The following is a 13890-nucleotide window of genomic DNA, read 5'->3' as shown; positions in this document are numbered from 1 at the left end:
GAGGATAACAACTATTGGTCTGTACATTTTTAAGGTTCCATCCTTGTGTGAAGTCCTGCCCATCGTGTCCGTTGTCATTTTCCATGGTAATGACGTGCTGTCGTTGATGCTCATCAAAGGGACGCAGTAGATTGAGGAAAATCTGCATTCAGGGTTGGAACCATTTAACGCAGTGTAGGCTGCGTGGCGGGGAGCTGTCGCCACTGGCGGATGTGCTCGATCAGGGCTCTGAGCTTGGGGGCCATATTGTGGCGCTGGGGAAAATAGAGATAAAAACCAGGAAAAGATGGAAGAAACGCATCCAGTAAGGAAACCAGCTGTCCTGATTCAATGTACGGTGTGAAGGTGTCCTCCGTGGCAAAGGTTATACCACCGCCGGCCAGCGCGAGGCTGAGCATAAGACGCAGATCGTTAGTGGTGATTTGTGGTTCAATTGCCACATCGAAAGGGACGCCTGCTTCCTCAAACTCCCAGCGATAGGGGGCAACGTCCGGGGAAGGGCGCCAGCCGATACACCGATGAGCGACCAGTTCACGGGGGTGCGTCGGTGCGCTGTGTGTCGCCAGATAGGAAGGTGAAGCCACCACCCGTTCACGCTGCTGGCCCGTAAGGGGAATAGCGATCATGTCTTTTTCGATAACTTCGCCCAGCCTCACCCCGGCGTCATAGCCCGCTGCCACGATATCGAATTCCTCATCTGACACGAAAACATCAAGCGATACCGCAGGATGCGCGGCCGTAAACGAGGCGAGCAGTGGGCCCGAAAGAAACGCTTCCGCAATTGAGGTGACAGCGATCCTGAGCTGTCCGCGCGGTATGCTGTCCGAGGTGATGTCGTCAAAGGCCGCCTCAATGTTGGCGATGGGCCCCAGCAACGATTTATGCAACCGTTCACCCGCTTCGGTGAGCCTTACCGAGCGCGTGGTGCGCATCACCAGCAGGGTCTGAAACCCATCTTCGAGACGTCTTATTCCCTGGCTGACAGCGGAACGGGTTATGCCCAGGCGCCCGGCGGCAGCGCTGAAGCTGCGTTCTTCGGCGACCGCCAGAAAAAGCGGTAACAAATTAAGATCGATTTTCATTGTTTAACATTACTAACCAGTGAGTCCAGTAAAGGCAGGATACAAGAAACAATGGTCTGTATCTATGATTGCAGTGAACTCAACTGAAGGAGTAAAACATGAACAAAGTCATCTTAATTACCGGCGCCTCCAGCGGTATCGGAGAAGGTATCGCCAGAGAGCTCGGCAAGGCAGGCGCAAAAGTGTTCCTGGGTGCACGCAGGCTGGATCGCATCCACGCTCTGGCTGATGAAATCCGCAGCGCAGGAGGGGAGGCAGAGGCTCAGGTATTAGACGTTTCCAGCCGCCAGTCGATGGCCGCCTTCGTTCAGGCAGCACGGGATAAGTGGGGCCGCATTGACGTACTTATTAACAACGCGGGCATTATGCCTCTCTCTCCGCTTTCGGCTGGCAAGCAGGATGAATGGGAGCGCACCATTGACGTAAATATCAAGGGCGTACTGTGGGGTATTGGTGCTGTTTTGCCGATTATGGAAGCCCAGGGCTCGGGGCAGATCGTCAATATAGGCTCGATTGGTGCCTTGTCCGTCGTGCCCACGGCCGCCGTCTATTGCGCGACCAAATTTGCGGTACGGGCCATTTCCGATGGTTTACGTCAGGAAAGTTCGAACATCCGTGTGACCTGCGTCAACCCTGGGGTAGTGGAAAGCGAACTGGCCTCGACCATTACGCACGAAGAAACCATGGCGGTGATGGATGCGTACCGGGCTATTGCTCTCAAACCGGCTGATATCGCTCGCGCCGTGCGCCACATCATCGAGGCGCCTGAGAGTGTCGATACCACCGAAATCACCATCAGACCTACGGCCTCTGCAAACTAACGTAGCGGGTCAGGCACCAGCCTGACCCGCTTCACCCTCTTACCACGGCTGTTCGGTCGGCATAATAAACAGCTCTGCCACGTCCACATGTTCCGGTGCCTGCAATACGTAAAGAATCGAGTCGGCGATATCATCGGCTTTCAGGAACGTCATCTTCTCCTTCAGCTGTTCCATCTGTGCACGATAATTTTCGTCACTGATATGCTCGAATAATTCACTTTCAACGGCACCCGGCTGAAGCGAGGTGACGCGAATGTTGAACTGAGGGGCCAGCTCCATACGCAAAATATCCGAGAAGGCGGCAACCGCGTGCTTCGTCGCGCAGTATACGCCCAGTCCGGGAAACGTTTTACGCCCGGCGATCGACGAGGTATTGATGATATGACCCGAGCGCTGTGACTGCATAATCGGCAATACGGCCGCGACCGTGTTAAACAGGCCCTTTACGTTTACATCTACCATTCGATGCCACTCGTCAACCCGGAGGCTGGCGATATCCGAAATCGGCATCAGCCCGGCGTTATTAAAGGCGATATCAATATGGCCATAGCGTTTGTGCAGTGCCTCCACCCCTTTATTAACTGAGGCCGGGTCAGTGACATCCATGGCCAGCGCCATGGCTTCCCCGCCAGCAGCCTCAATTTCAGACACCAGCGCCTGAAGACGATCCAGACGGCGGGCAGCGAGACCCACCCTGACGCCCTGTTCCGCTAACTTTTTGGCCGTGGAGGCACCAATTCCGCTTGAAGCACCGGTGATGAGCGCGACTTTACCGTTGAGTTCCATAGTTGATCCTCTTGAGAGTTAATTTCAACGCTTGAGAAAGAATGTCTGAAGTACGGGTCAATAATGGATCTTTCTGGCAATCGCTTCGCGCGGGCTTTTGCTCAAACTGTCGGGCTTTTGCTGCGAACGGAATCGCTGCGATAGTGGGAGGGCGTCACGCCGTTATGCCTGAGGAATACGGCAGCAAAGTGGCTGGGGCTGGTGTATCCAACGTTCAGTGCAATATTGATAATGGAATCATTGCTTTCCGATAGCATGCGACGCGCCTCCTCCATGCGTAGCCGGATAAAGTAGTGAGAAGGGGAAAGTCCGGTTGACTGTTTAAAGGCGCGGCTAAAATGGTATTCGCTAAGATCGGTCAGTTCAGCCAGGCGTGCCAGGTCAAACGGCTGGGCTAACCCTTCACGCATTGCCGTGAAGACCCGGTGCAGCTTAAATGCCTGCAAGCCCCCGCGGTGTCGTTTCGCATGTGTGCCATAGGTGCGAATCAGATGTACTGCCAGCGCCTGCGCAATGCCCTGAATAAACGGGCCGCTGGGTGGATTTTGCAGATACAGCTCCTGACGTATCTGCTCCAGCAGGGCGGATAGCGTGTCGTCGCGCGCGCCGGAGACTTCCCGCAGTTCATACTCCTGCATCATAGCCACTCCCATATAAACATGCATAACGACGAAAGGCGTATCTGGCCCGGCGTGCCAGCGCATTTCAGTAGGAGAAGCCGCCGTTGTGAGAAAGAAATCGCCTGCGGTAACGCGGTTTGCTAACCACGGCTCACCGGGGGAACGCTCCTCAACGACGGCATTACCTGAGAGGATCCAGACGATAAAAGGCTCCGGCACTGCCGGAATAATGACGTTTTCCTGCACGTGTCTGCGCGCCAGAATTTGCACGAATACATCCCGGGAAGATTGCGCCCGATGTTCCCTGATCAGCTTGCCGGGAAGGTATTCTTCAAAGGTCTCTGCGGAAGTACGCTGCGTCATATTTATCGTTGCCTTTAGCTATGCCAGTTGCACCAGGTTCACCGCCGGAAGAGGCCCTCCGGGGAATTGTTGTAGCGTACCGCCAACCTCCAGGCTGCCTAAATCAATACTTGCGAAGCCCAGTTGCCCGGCTAAGGCTGTTATTTCCGCCTTTGCGTCAGGATGGTCTCCGGAGATAAAGACGACACGACGGCCACCCGCCTGCGCCGGATCCTGAGCCAGCACCCCTGCAAGGAGAGTATTGAAGGCTTTAACGACGCGTGCACCCGGAGCCCACTGTGTCACCACCTGGCTTGAGTTTTTTCCGCCCAGTTCAGCCAGCGTGAAGCCCGGCAGTATGACCGGGTTGGTCGCGTCGATCAGGATACGCCCCTCCCAGTTGATGCCGCGTAACGCGGCCTCGGTTTTGTCCCAGTTTGTGCTGACAAAAACGATGTCGGCCTGGGCGGCCTGTTCTACGGTGCCAGCGCGAGCCCCGTGGCCCAGTTTCTCTACCACCGCAGTCAGGCTTTCCGGCCCGCGGCTGTTACTCAGAATAGCGTTCATGCCCGCTTTAACCAGTTGTTCTGCAAAGGCTTGCCCGATAGCGCCAGCGCCGATGATACCTACAGTAGTCGTTTTCATATTGTATTTCCTTCATTGAAGAGTAGTGAACATGCACTGAGAGTAGTAATCTTTGACCTATCTGAATAGCCTATATAATTAGATGGGATCCATCTGCTGGAGCGATACATGCTGGACGGTATGTCTGTTGATCAACTCCGCACCTTTATTGCTGCCGTTGATGAAGGGAGTTTTTCCGCCGCCGGTCGCAGGCTGCGGCGCGCGCAGTCGGTTGTCAGCGCGACGCTGGCAAACCTTGAGGCACAGGTCGGGTTTCCATTATTCGATCGTACCGGGCGTTATCCGAAGCTGACGGAGGCGGGCGTCGCCATGCTGGAAGCGGCGCGTCTTGCCACTGCCGGGATGGACGCCTTTAAGGCTAAGGCGCGCACCTTAGCCGAAGGTCTTGAGCCTGAACTGGCGGTGTCCGTCGACGTGATGTTTCCCGTAGCGCAGCTCACCGCTGCGGTGCAGGCGTTTCAGCAGGCATTTCCTGACACCCCGCTGCGTTTGTATGTGGAAGCGTTGGGGGCGGTGTTCCAGCCTTTACTGGACGGTCATTGCCGGGTGGCGATAACCGGATCGCTGCCGCATCTTCCGGCGGGATGCATCTCAGAATTCCTTCTCAGCGTGCCTGCGGTGGCCGTTGTCTCCCCTGAGCATCCGCTGGCGACCGCGTCCGGTCCGATCCTTCGTTCCCTTTTACAGGAACACGTCCAGCTGGTGCTGACCGATCGCTCCTCTCTCACCGTGGGCCGAAGCTTTGGCGTCATGTCGTCAAAGACATGGCATTTAGCGGATATGGGCGCGAAGCACGCCTTCCTGCGTGCCGGACTGGGGTGGGGTTATATGCCGCTGCCAATGGTCGAGGAAGATCTCGCAGCGGGAAAACTGGTTACGCTGAACGTGCCGATGCAGCCCGACGTCGGGCCCGGTTTTTCCATGCAGGCGGTGCACCTGGAGGAACATCCGCCCGGCCCGGCCGGACGCTGGTTCGTTAACAGGCTGAAAATGCAGGCTGGCATGCCTCTCAACGAACGCAGCGGATCCGGCAAGTGAGCTCAACGGATAATTCAGGTTTTGTTGCTGTTGCATGTCTCCATTATCGCACCGGCTCGACGGGCCGTGGCAGGCAGGATGTCGGCATCGGCTACGTAGCCATCGGGATCGAGACAGCGATTGTGTTCTCTCGCCTGTTGCAGGATCGCTTCATCCCAGTAGAGGCGCTTACGCTGATCGCCGCGGGTCGTCAGAATAAACTCCGTTTTGCCGTCAACCGCGCGGTAGCGACGCCAGCTGTTTGCCGGAACAGAGATCACCGAACGTTCCGGAGCGATAACGCTCACTTCTTCGCCCGCCTCGTTCCAGGTGATCTCCAGCTGGCCTTTAAAGACCATAATGACCTGAATATCCGGGCAGAGATGGCGGCCCACAACGTGATCCTCGGCGAGACGCAGCCATTCGACGGAAAAACCGTGCGGGCTCACGATAGCGGGAGCGGAATCCCGATCCTGTGAAATGCCGAAACCGATAACCGGCGCAATTTCGCCGCCGTGTCCTGGCAGCACCGAATCCAGCAGTCCCTGGGCTGACCAGCAGCGGTCATCGCCGGTTACCGCACGCTGGCGCATCTCCTCAACGCTGTAGTCACGCAGCCCGGCAATATATTCCTCTGACAGCGGCGTCAGCAGCGCGGCGGGGTCAGGCCGCGGATCGCCGGTTTCCTGTGTGATGAGCATGTTGTCTTTACTCAAATACATTCCGTATTCACTGGCTGCCGCCAGCACGGAAGGATGCCAGATGATGCCGCCCGTGTTGTCCCCGCCGAGCACGGTAAATACCATGCCGCAGGTATCTTCTTTACTGACGTTGGTGAAACCGCGGAAGATCCAGGTCGGTATTGAGAGGATGGTGGGCGCGCTAAATTCCGCTTCATGCTCGCCGTTGGCGCCCCAGCGAAAACGCCATGTCCCTTCATGGATCAGGAACACTTCTGCGGTGAAATGCAGATGCAGGTTATTGGTTACCCCTTTCGGCATAGCCGCCGCGCCAATGTTAAAGCCGTGCGGCTCGGGGATATTAACAATCTGCTCGCTGGACTGAGTTACACCCGGGCCGATGAAGGAATAGTTTTGTTTGAGATGCGAGCCGGGTAGCTTGCAATCAATAAAAGCAAGATTACAGGAAATCATGTCCTCGGGGGCGATTAACCGTGTTCGAGCCTGACTCTGGGTAAGATGGATGGTTTTCATTATTTCTCCTTTTAATAACCGGATGCACCGGTGGTAGGGATAGCGTTGCCGCGGGCGAGGGCAATGGCTTCACGCGAGGCGCGACCCAGTTGCATGACGTCGTTTGCAGGGGTAACAAACTGAAAACCCTGATCAATGCGCGCTGCGGCGGCCGCGCCGGAAGTGCAGAAAATTCCGGCAATCTTCTGCTGCTGGCGGCAGCAGTGAATCACCCGCTCAATAGCAGCAAGCATTTCGGGATGTTGCGATTCGGCGCTGGCGCTGCCGGTCAGCGTCAGTGAGAGATCGTTGGGGCCAATAAACACACCGTCCAGCCCTTCGGTATCAAGGATGGCGTCAAGATCAGCCAGCCCTTCGCGGGTTTCGATCATCGCCAGCGTCAGGATCTCGTTGTTAGCGTGCTGTGGATAATCACTGCCGCCGTAGAGTAGACCTCTGGCCGGACCAAAGGAGCGAACACCCAGCGGTGGATAGCGACAGGCAGCGACAAAACGGCGAGCCTGTTCCGCGCTGGAGATCATCGGGCAGATTACGCCGTAGGCTCCTGCGTCTAATACGCGCATGATTTGCGCCGGATCGTTATCTGCCACCCGCACCAGCGGCACGGCAGGCGTGGCCGATAGCGCCTGTAGCATTGACAGCGCGCTGGCAAAATCAATCATGCCGTGCTGCAAATCGACGGTGACGGCGTCGTAACCCTGATGGCCCATAATTTCCGCGCTATAACCGGACGGGATCGCCAGCCAGCCGTTTATGATGGGAGTATTTTCCAGAAATGCGGTCTTTAAACTGTTTTTGCGCACTGTATGCACTCCGTTATCCACTGACGCAGCAGCGGCGCGATCTCATCCGGGGTTTCCAGCGGAATAAAATGCCCGCCAGCCTCCACCGTATGCCTGGTCACGTTCGCGTTGCCTGCTGCCAGTAGCTGATGATGATGGGGCGTACAGATAACGTCCTGCGCGCCGTTTAGAAGTAATGTGGGGCAGGAGAGGGCGTTAAACGCAGTCCGGTTGTCCTGCCGGTGAATGGCCATTTCCGTTTGCCCGGCAAAGGTCTCAATGCCGCACTCTTGCGCCATTCGGCAAATAGTCTCTTGCAGGATCCGATCGGACAGACGTGACGGGGCGACATAGCTCTGCCACAGCGAGGAGACCAGCCAGTCGGCCAGGCCCCGCGCCTGTGCGGTGCGTACCGCTTCCCGGCGTGAAGCGAGGGTGTCTGGCGCAACGGGCAACGGATTAACGGAAATCAGCGTCAGCCCGTTCACTCTTTCTGGCGCGTCGGCGGCCATTTGCAGCGCGACTATGGCACCGAGAGAAAACCCTGCCAGCAGAAAGCGCGGCGGCAGAACCTCTAATAACCGCCGTGACGCCTGCGGCGCGGACTCCGCACCCGTCAGCGTAATACACGACACCGCTGCGACATTCAGCCGTTCAATGACGGGCTGCCAGAGCCGGGCGTTACAAAGCGTGCCACCAAGCAGCACCAGTGGCAGATCGGTATTGTCCAGAAGCGGATATTCCATTGCATCCCTCACGTAGCGGTCCAGCCGCCGTCAACCATCAGGGCACTGCCGGTGATCAGCCCGGCGGCATCTGAGGCGAGAAACACTACCGGGCCCATAATGTCCTCCAGCCTGCCTAACCGGCGCAGCTTGATGTTGTCCAGCACGTAGTGGCGGAACGCCGGATCGGCAAGCGCCGGGCGCGTCAGGTCGGTTTCAATGAAGGTCGGGCACAGCGTATTAACGCGGATCCCCGCATCGCCCAGCTCCAGCGCCATCGTTCGGGTTAACCCTTCAAGCGCGAATTTGGAGGCACAGTACACGCTACGCTCGGGGCCTCCAACGTGTCCCATTTGCGATGAGATGTGAATAATCGACCCTCCCTTACCGCCCGCCCGCATTCTGCGCGCCACGCGCTGGCTGACAAAAAAGGTGGCGCGCAGGTTAAGCGCCATCACCGCATCGAAATTGTCCTCGTTCACCTCAAGAAACGGCTGGTGGCGTGCCAGCCCGGCACTGTTCACCAGAATGTCGGGCGTGGGCAATGTCGCCAGCACACGCTCCACCTCCTGAGCGTCGGTAATATCCAGCTCCAGCGGGTGAAATGCGAGCCTGTGTTCCGCTGCCAGACTTGCGGCATGCGCCAGCGCCTCGTGGCCCCGGGCGGCGATCCATACCTCTGCGCCCGCCTGTGCGAGGGCGACGGCGGCAGCGAAGCCAATCCCTCTTGACCCGCCGGTCACCAGCGCGCGTTTGCCGTGCAGGGTGAAAGAGGGCGTTTGCAAAAGCGTCATGGCTTACACCTTTTCCCTGACCGGGGCCGGTGTGGCGTAGGGAACCTCCGTCTGGCCATAACGGCGCACGCGAATATTGGCCTGCTCGGCATGTCCGGCGAACCCTTCCAGCAGCGACAGACGCGAACAATAGCTGCCGATTTCGGCGGTGGCTTCGTCGCTGAGGACTTTCTGGAAGGTGCAGGTTTTCATGAACTTGCCCACCCACAGGCCGCCGGTATAGCGTGCGGCTTTTTGCGTCGGCAGGGTGTGGTTGGTTCCGATCACCTTATCGCCGTAGGCCACGTTAGTACGCGGCCCAAGGAACAGCGCGCCGTAATTGGTCAGGTTAGCCAGGAACCAGTCGTCCCGGTCGGTCATCACCTGAACATGTTCGGAAGCGATACGATCTGCCTCCAGCAGCATCTCTTCGTAGCTGTCGCAGACGATGATTTCCCCGTAGTCCTGCCATGACTGGCGGGCAATGTCGGCGGTAGGGAGCTTTTCCAGCAGCCGTTCCACTTCGCTGAGCGTCTCTTTGGCAAGCTGGAGCGAGTTCGTCAGCAGGATGGCAGGGGTGGTGACGCCGTGTTCGGCCTGGCCCAGCAGGTCCGTGGCGCACATTTCCGCGTCAACGGTGTCATCGGCAATCACCAGCGTTTCCGTCGGACCGGCAAACAGATCGATACCTACCCGGCCGAATAGCTGGCGTTTGGCCTCCGCGACGAAGGCGTTACCGGGGCCGACCAGCATGTCGACCGGTGCCAGCGAGTCCGTGCCCAGCGCCATGGCGCCTATCGCCTGAATGCCGCCAAGGGCATAGATTTCCGTTGCGCCAGCCATTTTTTGCGCCGCGACAATCGCCGGGGCGGGCTGACCGTTAAACGGCGGGGCACAGCTGATAATTCTTGAGCACCCCGCCACGCTGGCGGTGATAATCGACATGTGCGCGGAGGCGAGCAGGGGATATTTTCCGCCAGGCACGTAACATCCCACGGCGTTAATCGGAATATTTTTATGCCCGAGAATAACGCCGGGACGCGTTTCAATTTCCAGATCCCGCAGGCATTCTTTCTGCGCGCGGGCAAAATTCGCCACCTGCTGTTGGGCGAATTCAATATCCTGAATATCCTGGCGGCTTAACTGTTTTATGCAGCGGTCGATCTCCGCGGGGGTCAGACGATAATCCTGACGGTCATAACGATCGAATTTAATGGATAATTCGCGAATGGCTTTATTTCCACGTTTTTCAATATCTGCAAGTATTTGCTCAACCGTTTCTCTTATTTGCTGGTTGGCTTGCTGGCGCTCTTCGGTAGATTTACCGGTTTTTAATTTCCAGGACACACGCTTCTCCTTAACTTTTTTAGATGTCAGTTGTCCTCCCGGCAGACCGGGAAAGGGTGTTTACTTCTAAGTGGGTTATTGATCCGGCGCGGCGGCGTACGCACCGTTTTTTAATAATTGGGCTGAGGTTTGCGTTTTACGGGCATATACCCATCGAGCGGACAGCGGCGTGGCAATAGCGGCCACAACGGAAAGGGCGGCAATCAATATATAACCGGACGACAGGTTAATATGTTGCATCATTACGCCCATCATTACCGGCCCGACAAACATGCCGCAGGAATAAATGGTCTGGAATAGTCCCATTCGCGTGGATTGTTCATCAGACGAGGTATTCACTACGCTGAGCGACATGAATGCGGCAAAGGCCATACCGAACGAAAAACCTGCCAGCGCCTGCCACAGGTAAATGACGTACATATTGCTGGTAAAGGGAATGCCGAAGGTGGAGATCACCTGTAAAACGATGCCGAGCACGGCGGTTTTTACCAGCCCAAGGCGCTGATAAAACACCGAGCTGCACAGGGCGATGGCCAGCCCGTAAAACAGAAGGTGGATGTTTCCGAGCACCGCGAGGATCCCCGCCCGGGCGCCGAGCTGTTCGGCGTAGACCGGCGTCAGCGTGTCCCGGGTGGCGAAGGGCACCAGAATGACGACGGTCGCCAGGATGCCAATCAGCCAGACGGAACGGTCGGCCAGCTGCTGGCGCGCGCCGGTGATGCAGGCTTTAAGCGTGGGGGCCTGCACCGGGTCGTGCACGTCCTGAATGCGGGTCGTCAGGATCAGCGCCACCAGGGCGGAGATGCAGGAGACAAAAAAGGCGATGTTATTGGCAAAATAGTGAATCAGCACCGCGCCAATACAGTTGCCGAGAAACACGCCGATGGGCCCTGCCAGCGCCAGCAGCGCGACGGCGGCAGGGGCTTCGTTGCGACCGAAGTAACGCATGAACAGGATGTTGTACAGCACCCATGTCGCCGCCGTGACGCCGTCTGCCGCTTTCGCCAGATACAGCGTAATGGCATTGGGTTCAAGCCAGGCAATTGGCCAGGCGATAATTGGCAGCAGCAGGCCAATCTGGATGAAGATCCTGCGGCTTTTAACCACGTCGGAAATAATGCCTAACGGGAAGCGTATCAGAAGGGTTGCCAGCCCGGATGCGCCCATGATGATGCCCATGATCTGTGGCTCAATGCCCTGGTTGATCATCATGGGGGCCAGGAATGCATCAATGCTATGGATGCAGATAAAGAACAGGATGCTGATGATGAAAAAGAGCCGGGCTTCCCGACGGCGTAACAGTGCTTGAAACATGGTTTTGAACCTCTTAAGAATTAATGGGTTATAACCAGTCAGGGACGATGTTTACCGGTTCAATCCTTTGGGCGACTCCTGTTCTCTCCGGTACCATTGACGGTATGAAAACTCTTTGCATACGTATTCAAGATTTGAAGTTACGAAAAGGTTTCATGTTTGTAAAGTGATCTCGATCTTGTTGTGAGAATTTTAATTTTTTGTGTTGCATACGCATGCAAAGGTGGTGTAAGTATAAAAAACACCCACTTGCTGAGGCGTTTGAAGCACGCGCAAATGGGCAGGACGTTGATAAGGAATCAGGGGTAATGAAACGTAAGACTTTTGCAGCAGTCACATCCCAACAGGTCGCTCAACTGGCGGGGGTATCGCAATCTGCGGTGTCGCGAACGTTCACGCCGGGGGCCAGCATTTCACCGGCAACGCGTGAAAAAGTGCTGAAGGCGGCGCGCGAGTTGGGCTATCGCCCGAATGCGATAGCCCGTTCGCTCAACACGGCGCGTTCGCGCATTATCGGTGTCGTCATTTCTTACTTTGATAACCCCTTTTACTCGCAGGTGCTGGAGGCGCTGGCACAAAAGCTGGATACGCTGAACTATCACCTGCTGCTGTTCGTTGGCGACCGGGACGGTAACGTTGACCGTATTTTTGACCAGATTATGCAGTACCGGGTGGATGGCATTGTGCTGGCCTCGGTGACGCTGTCGCTGGAGTTATCCGAGGAGTGTCTTGCCGCCGGGATCCCGGTAGTGCTGTTTAACCGCAGCGAAGAGAGTGGCATGGCCTCCAGCGTCAACAGTAATAACGAAGCGGCCGCGCGGCAGATTGCCGAGTTTCTGCTGGCGGGGGAGCACAAGCGTTTTGCCTACGTGGGCGGCGTGGCTGATTCCCCGGTCAATATCGCCCGCCAGCGCGGGTTCATCTCCACGCTGGAAGAACATGGCATCACCGATGTGCGGGTGGTGCACGGGAATTACGACGCTCAGCAAACCACCCGGGCGGCTTATACCCTGTTTTCGGCGTCGCCAGCGCCGGATGCGGTCTTTGTCGCCAACGATCATATGGCCGTCACGGTAATGGATGTGGCGCGCTATGAGTTTGGTTTGCGCATTCCGGAGGAGGTCTCCATTGTCGGGTATGACGACATCGGCCCTTCCGGCTGGCCCTCTTATGCGTTGACCTCGGCGTCGCAGCCGGTCGGCGCGATGGTAGATGCCACGGTGGAACTGTTAATGAAGCAAATTGACAGCGGAACCATAGAGCCTGAACAGATTACGGTGCCCGGTACGCTGGTGATACGCCACTCGGCGCGTCGCCCACGCAGCGGCGTTATCGAAACCAATGGTTTAACGCTATTCCAGTCTAAGGAGCGCACATGACCAGATTGCGGGGCTTCAGCCCTCAATTCGACTCTATCCAGCAGTTCATTTTGACGCTGACGCATGTCGTCTGGGAGCAGAAAGATATCGGCCAGCTGGCGGATTTTTACGCCACGCCGGTGGTTTTCACTACCCCCGAAAAACAGCTGCATGAGCTTTCCCAGTTTATGCGCCTGACGCTTGAGGCGATGCACAGCTTCCCGCAGCGAGCGGTGCTGACGGAGGATATTCTGTGCAGCCAGAACCCGGGGGACGAGTACTATGCGGCTCAGCGTACCGTAGCCCGCATTCAGCATCAGGGGGAGGGATTTTTTGGCCCGCCGACCGGGAAAAATGTCTGGGTCCGCACCTGGGCCGATCGCATCTGTGTTGATGGGGCCGTACGCCAGGAGTGGCTGCTTCAGGATCGTGCTGCGATTGTGGCGCAACTGGGGCTGGATATCCGCGAATTTGCCTTTAACCTGGCGACCATGCGCCAGCAGCTTGGCGTGGAGGCGGTCTCTGCCGAGACGCTGGATGCCCGCTGGGCGGGCGGGCCCGAGGGCGACGACGTAGAAGGGGCGCTGGCAGGCGTCGTTGAGCGCTACTTAACCATGTGGGCGGGCGGTAACAGTGGCGTGGTGCCCGGTCTCTATCACCCAGCGGCGACGCTTTACGCGCCGGGTCATTGCCTCTGCACCGGTGAGCAGGAAATTGGCGCACAGCTTTCTGGCTACCGCGCTTCATTTGCCGACAGCGAAACGCAGCTCCATCATCTGATTGTGCGTAAAGATCCTAACGAGCCGATTCGGCTTTCCCTGCGCTGGTCGTTATTAACCTGGCATGACGGTTACGGCAAATTTGGTGCGCCAACCCGTAAACCCATATCAATTACCGGTATCAGCCAGCTTGAATTACGTGATGGTTTAATTTTCCGTGAATATCTGGGGATCGATGAATTAGCGATCTGGTCGCAAATAGTGAATTAACAGGGGCGGCAGCCCCCTTATTCTGGCTGCCGAAAATAATCGAGTTTAATTCACCCTCACTTACGGGTGCGGGTT

The 13890-nt window shown here is 57.0% G+C and carries 14 protein-coding genes; 4 read left to right on the top strand and 10 right to left on the bottom strand.

The genetic code is table 11. From position 1 onward, the window contains the following. Window positions 1-164 precede the first annotated feature (164 nt). The gene (locus ACQG11_RS03515) at window positions 165-1082 is read right to left on the bottom strand and encodes a LysR family transcriptional regulator (RefSeq protein WP_063148625.1); all 918 of its coding nucleotides are present in this window, start codon (window positions 1080-1082) and stop codon (window positions 165-167) included. A 98-nt stretch (window positions 1083-1180) separates the two neighbouring features. Here ACQG11_RS03515 and ACQG11_RS03510 point away from each other — a divergent pair, with 98 nt between their 5' ends. Continuing rightward, window positions 1181-1903, top strand: coding sequence for an SDR family oxidoreductase (locus ACQG11_RS03510; protein ID WP_426728181.1), 723 nt, complete (start codon window positions 1181-1183; stop codon window positions 1901-1903). Window positions 1904-1942: 39 nt separating this feature from the next. On the opposite strand, the gene ACQG11_RS03505 is transcribed toward ACQG11_RS03510, so the two are convergent. The 3 genes from ACQG11_RS03505 to ACQG11_RS03495 all read right to left on the bottom strand — a co-directional run bounded on the left by ACQG11_RS03505 (window position 1943) and on the right by ACQG11_RS03495 (window position 4296). Further along, a complete protein-coding gene (locus ACQG11_RS03505) occupies window positions 1943-2689 on the bottom strand; it encodes an SDR family oxidoreductase (protein ID WP_022649104.1) in 747 nt (248 codons plus the stop codon). A 101-nt stretch (window positions 2690-2790) separates the two neighbouring features. Continuing rightward, window positions 2791-3672, bottom strand: coding sequence for a helix-turn-helix domain-containing protein (locus tag ACQG11_RS03500; protein ID WP_426728180.1), 882 nt, complete (start codon window positions 3670-3672; stop codon window positions 2791-2793). An 18-nt stretch (window positions 3673-3690) separates the two neighbouring features. Next, window positions 3691-4296, bottom strand: coding sequence for an NADPH-dependent F420 reductase (locus ACQG11_RS03495; protein ID WP_045308437.1), 606 nt, complete (start codon window positions 4294-4296; stop codon window positions 3691-3693). Between the two features lie 108 nt (window positions 4297-4404). Between ACQG11_RS03495 and ACQG11_RS03490 the strand changes: the two genes are divergently transcribed. Further along, a complete protein-coding gene (locus ACQG11_RS03490) occupies window positions 4405-5334 on the top strand; it encodes a LysR family transcriptional regulator (RefSeq protein WP_058646213.1) in 930 nt (309 codons plus the stop codon). A gap of 14 nt (window positions 5335-5348) precedes the next feature. Here the strand turns inward: ACQG11_RS03490 and ACQG11_RS03485 are convergent, their stop codons facing one another. The 6 genes from ACQG11_RS03485 to ACQG11_RS03460 form a co-directional block, all read right to left on the bottom strand. Further along, window positions 5349-6527, bottom strand: coding sequence for a cupin (locus tag ACQG11_RS03485; RefSeq protein ID WP_426728179.1), 1179 nt, complete (start codon window positions 6525-6527; stop codon window positions 5349-5351). 11 nt (window positions 6528-6538) lie between these two features. Further along, window positions 6539-7330, bottom strand: coding sequence for an HpcH/HpaI aldolase family protein (locus tag ACQG11_RS03480; RefSeq protein WP_022649099.1), 792 nt, complete (start codon window positions 7328-7330; stop codon window positions 6539-6541). After that, the gene (locus ACQG11_RS03475) at window positions 7312-8055 is read right to left on the bottom strand and encodes an alpha/beta fold hydrolase (RefSeq protein ID WP_023298422.1); all 744 of its coding nucleotides are present in this window, start codon (window positions 8053-8055) and stop codon (window positions 7312-7314) included. The genes ACQG11_RS03480 and ACQG11_RS03475 overlap by 19 nt, the downstream gene beginning before the upstream one ends. A gap of 8 nt (window positions 8056-8063) precedes the next feature. Then, window positions 8064-8828 carry an SDR family NAD(P)-dependent oxidoreductase gene (locus ACQG11_RS03470; RefSeq protein WP_063137595.1) on the bottom strand — a complete coding sequence of 255 codons (765 nt, stop codon included), beginning with the start codon at window positions 8826-8828 and terminating at the stop codon, window positions 8064-8066. A gap of 3 nt (window positions 8829-8831) precedes the next feature. Then, window positions 8832-10154, bottom strand: a complete 1323-nt coding sequence (hisD, locus tag ACQG11_RS03465; RefSeq protein WP_022649096.1) for a histidinol dehydrogenase — start codon at window positions 10152-10154, stop codon at window positions 8832-8834. Between the two features lie 75 nt (window positions 10155-10229). After that, window positions 10230-11468 (bottom strand): MFS transporter, encoded by a 1239-nt coding sequence (locus ACQG11_RS03460; RefSeq protein ID WP_022649095.1) that lies wholly within the window; start codon window positions 11466-11468, stop codon window positions 10230-10232. Between the two features lie 308 nt (window positions 11469-11776). On the opposite strand from ACQG11_RS03460, the gene ACQG11_RS03455 reads away from it, so the two are divergent. Beyond that, window positions 11777-12847, top strand: coding sequence for a LacI family DNA-binding transcriptional regulator (locus ACQG11_RS03455; protein ID WP_023298419.1), 1071 nt, complete (start codon window positions 11777-11779; stop codon window positions 12845-12847). Beyond that, window positions 12844-13815 (top strand): nuclear transport factor 2 family protein, encoded by a 972-nt coding sequence (locus ACQG11_RS03450; RefSeq protein WP_022649093.1) that lies wholly within the window; start codon window positions 12844-12846, stop codon window positions 13813-13815. Before ACQG11_RS03455 ends, ACQG11_RS03450 begins: the two co-directional genes overlap by 4 nt. Window positions 13816-13890: the final 75 nt, after the last annotated feature.

Origin of the sequence: Enterobacter cloacae complex sp. 372C4, from assembly GCF_050030615.1 — a bacterium.
Lineage (GTDB): Bacteria > Pseudomonadota > Gammaproteobacteria > Enterobacterales > Enterobacteriaceae > Enterobacter > Enterobacter intestinihominis.
Note: the sequence above shows the minus strand (reverse complement) of the source record. Positions and strands in the feature narration are given on the sequence as shown.

What these genes read in the sequence shown, in the direction of transcription:
- ACQG11_RS03515 (WP_063148625.1), bottom strand. Translation starts at nt 1,082, where the DNA reads ATGAAAATCGATCTTAATTTGTTACCGCTTTTTCTGGCGGTCGCCGAA.
- ACQG11_RS03490 (WP_058646213.1), top strand. Translation starts at nt 4,405, where the DNA reads ATGCTGGACGGTATGTCTGTTGATCAACTCCGCACCTTTATTGCTGCC.
- ACQG11_RS03460 (WP_022649095.1), bottom strand. Translation starts at nt 11,468, where the DNA reads ATGTTTCAAGCACTGTTACGCCGTCGGGAAGCCCGGCTCTTTTTCATC.
- ACQG11_RS03500 (WP_426728180.1), bottom strand. Translation starts at nt 3,672, where the DNA reads ATGACGCAGCGTACTTCCGCAGAGACCTTTGAAGAATACCTTCCCGGC.
- ACQG11_RS03475 (WP_023298422.1), bottom strand. Translation starts at nt 8,055, where the DNA reads ATGGAATATCCGCTTCTGGACAATACCGATCTGCCACTGGTGCTGCTT.
- ACQG11_RS03510 (WP_426728181.1), top strand. Translation starts at nt 1,181, where the DNA reads ATGAACAAAGTCATCTTAATTACCGGCGCCTCCAGCGGTATCGGAGAA.
- ACQG11_RS03470 (WP_063137595.1), bottom strand. Translation starts at nt 8,828, where the DNA reads ATGACGCTTTTGCAAACGCCCTCTTTCACCCTGCACGGCAAACGCGCG.
- ACQG11_RS03485 (WP_426728179.1), bottom strand. Translation starts at nt 6,527, where the DNA reads ATGAAAACCATCCATCTTACCCAGAGTCAGGCTCGAACACGGTTAATC.
- ACQG11_RS03505 (WP_022649104.1), bottom strand. Translation starts at nt 2,689, where the DNA reads ATGGAACTCAACGGTAAAGTCGCGCTCATCACCGGTGCTTCAAGCGGA.
- ACQG11_RS03455 (WP_023298419.1), top strand. Translation starts at nt 11,777, where the DNA reads ATGAAACGTAAGACTTTTGCAGCAGTCACATCCCAACAGGTCGCTCAA.
- ACQG11_RS03450 (WP_022649093.1), top strand. Translation starts at nt 12,844, where the DNA reads ATGACCAGATTGCGGGGCTTCAGCCCTCAATTCGACTCTATCCAGCAG.
- ACQG11_RS03495 (WP_045308437.1), bottom strand. Translation starts at nt 4,296, where the DNA reads ATGAAAACGACTACTGTAGGTATCATCGGCGCTGGCGCTATCGGGCAA.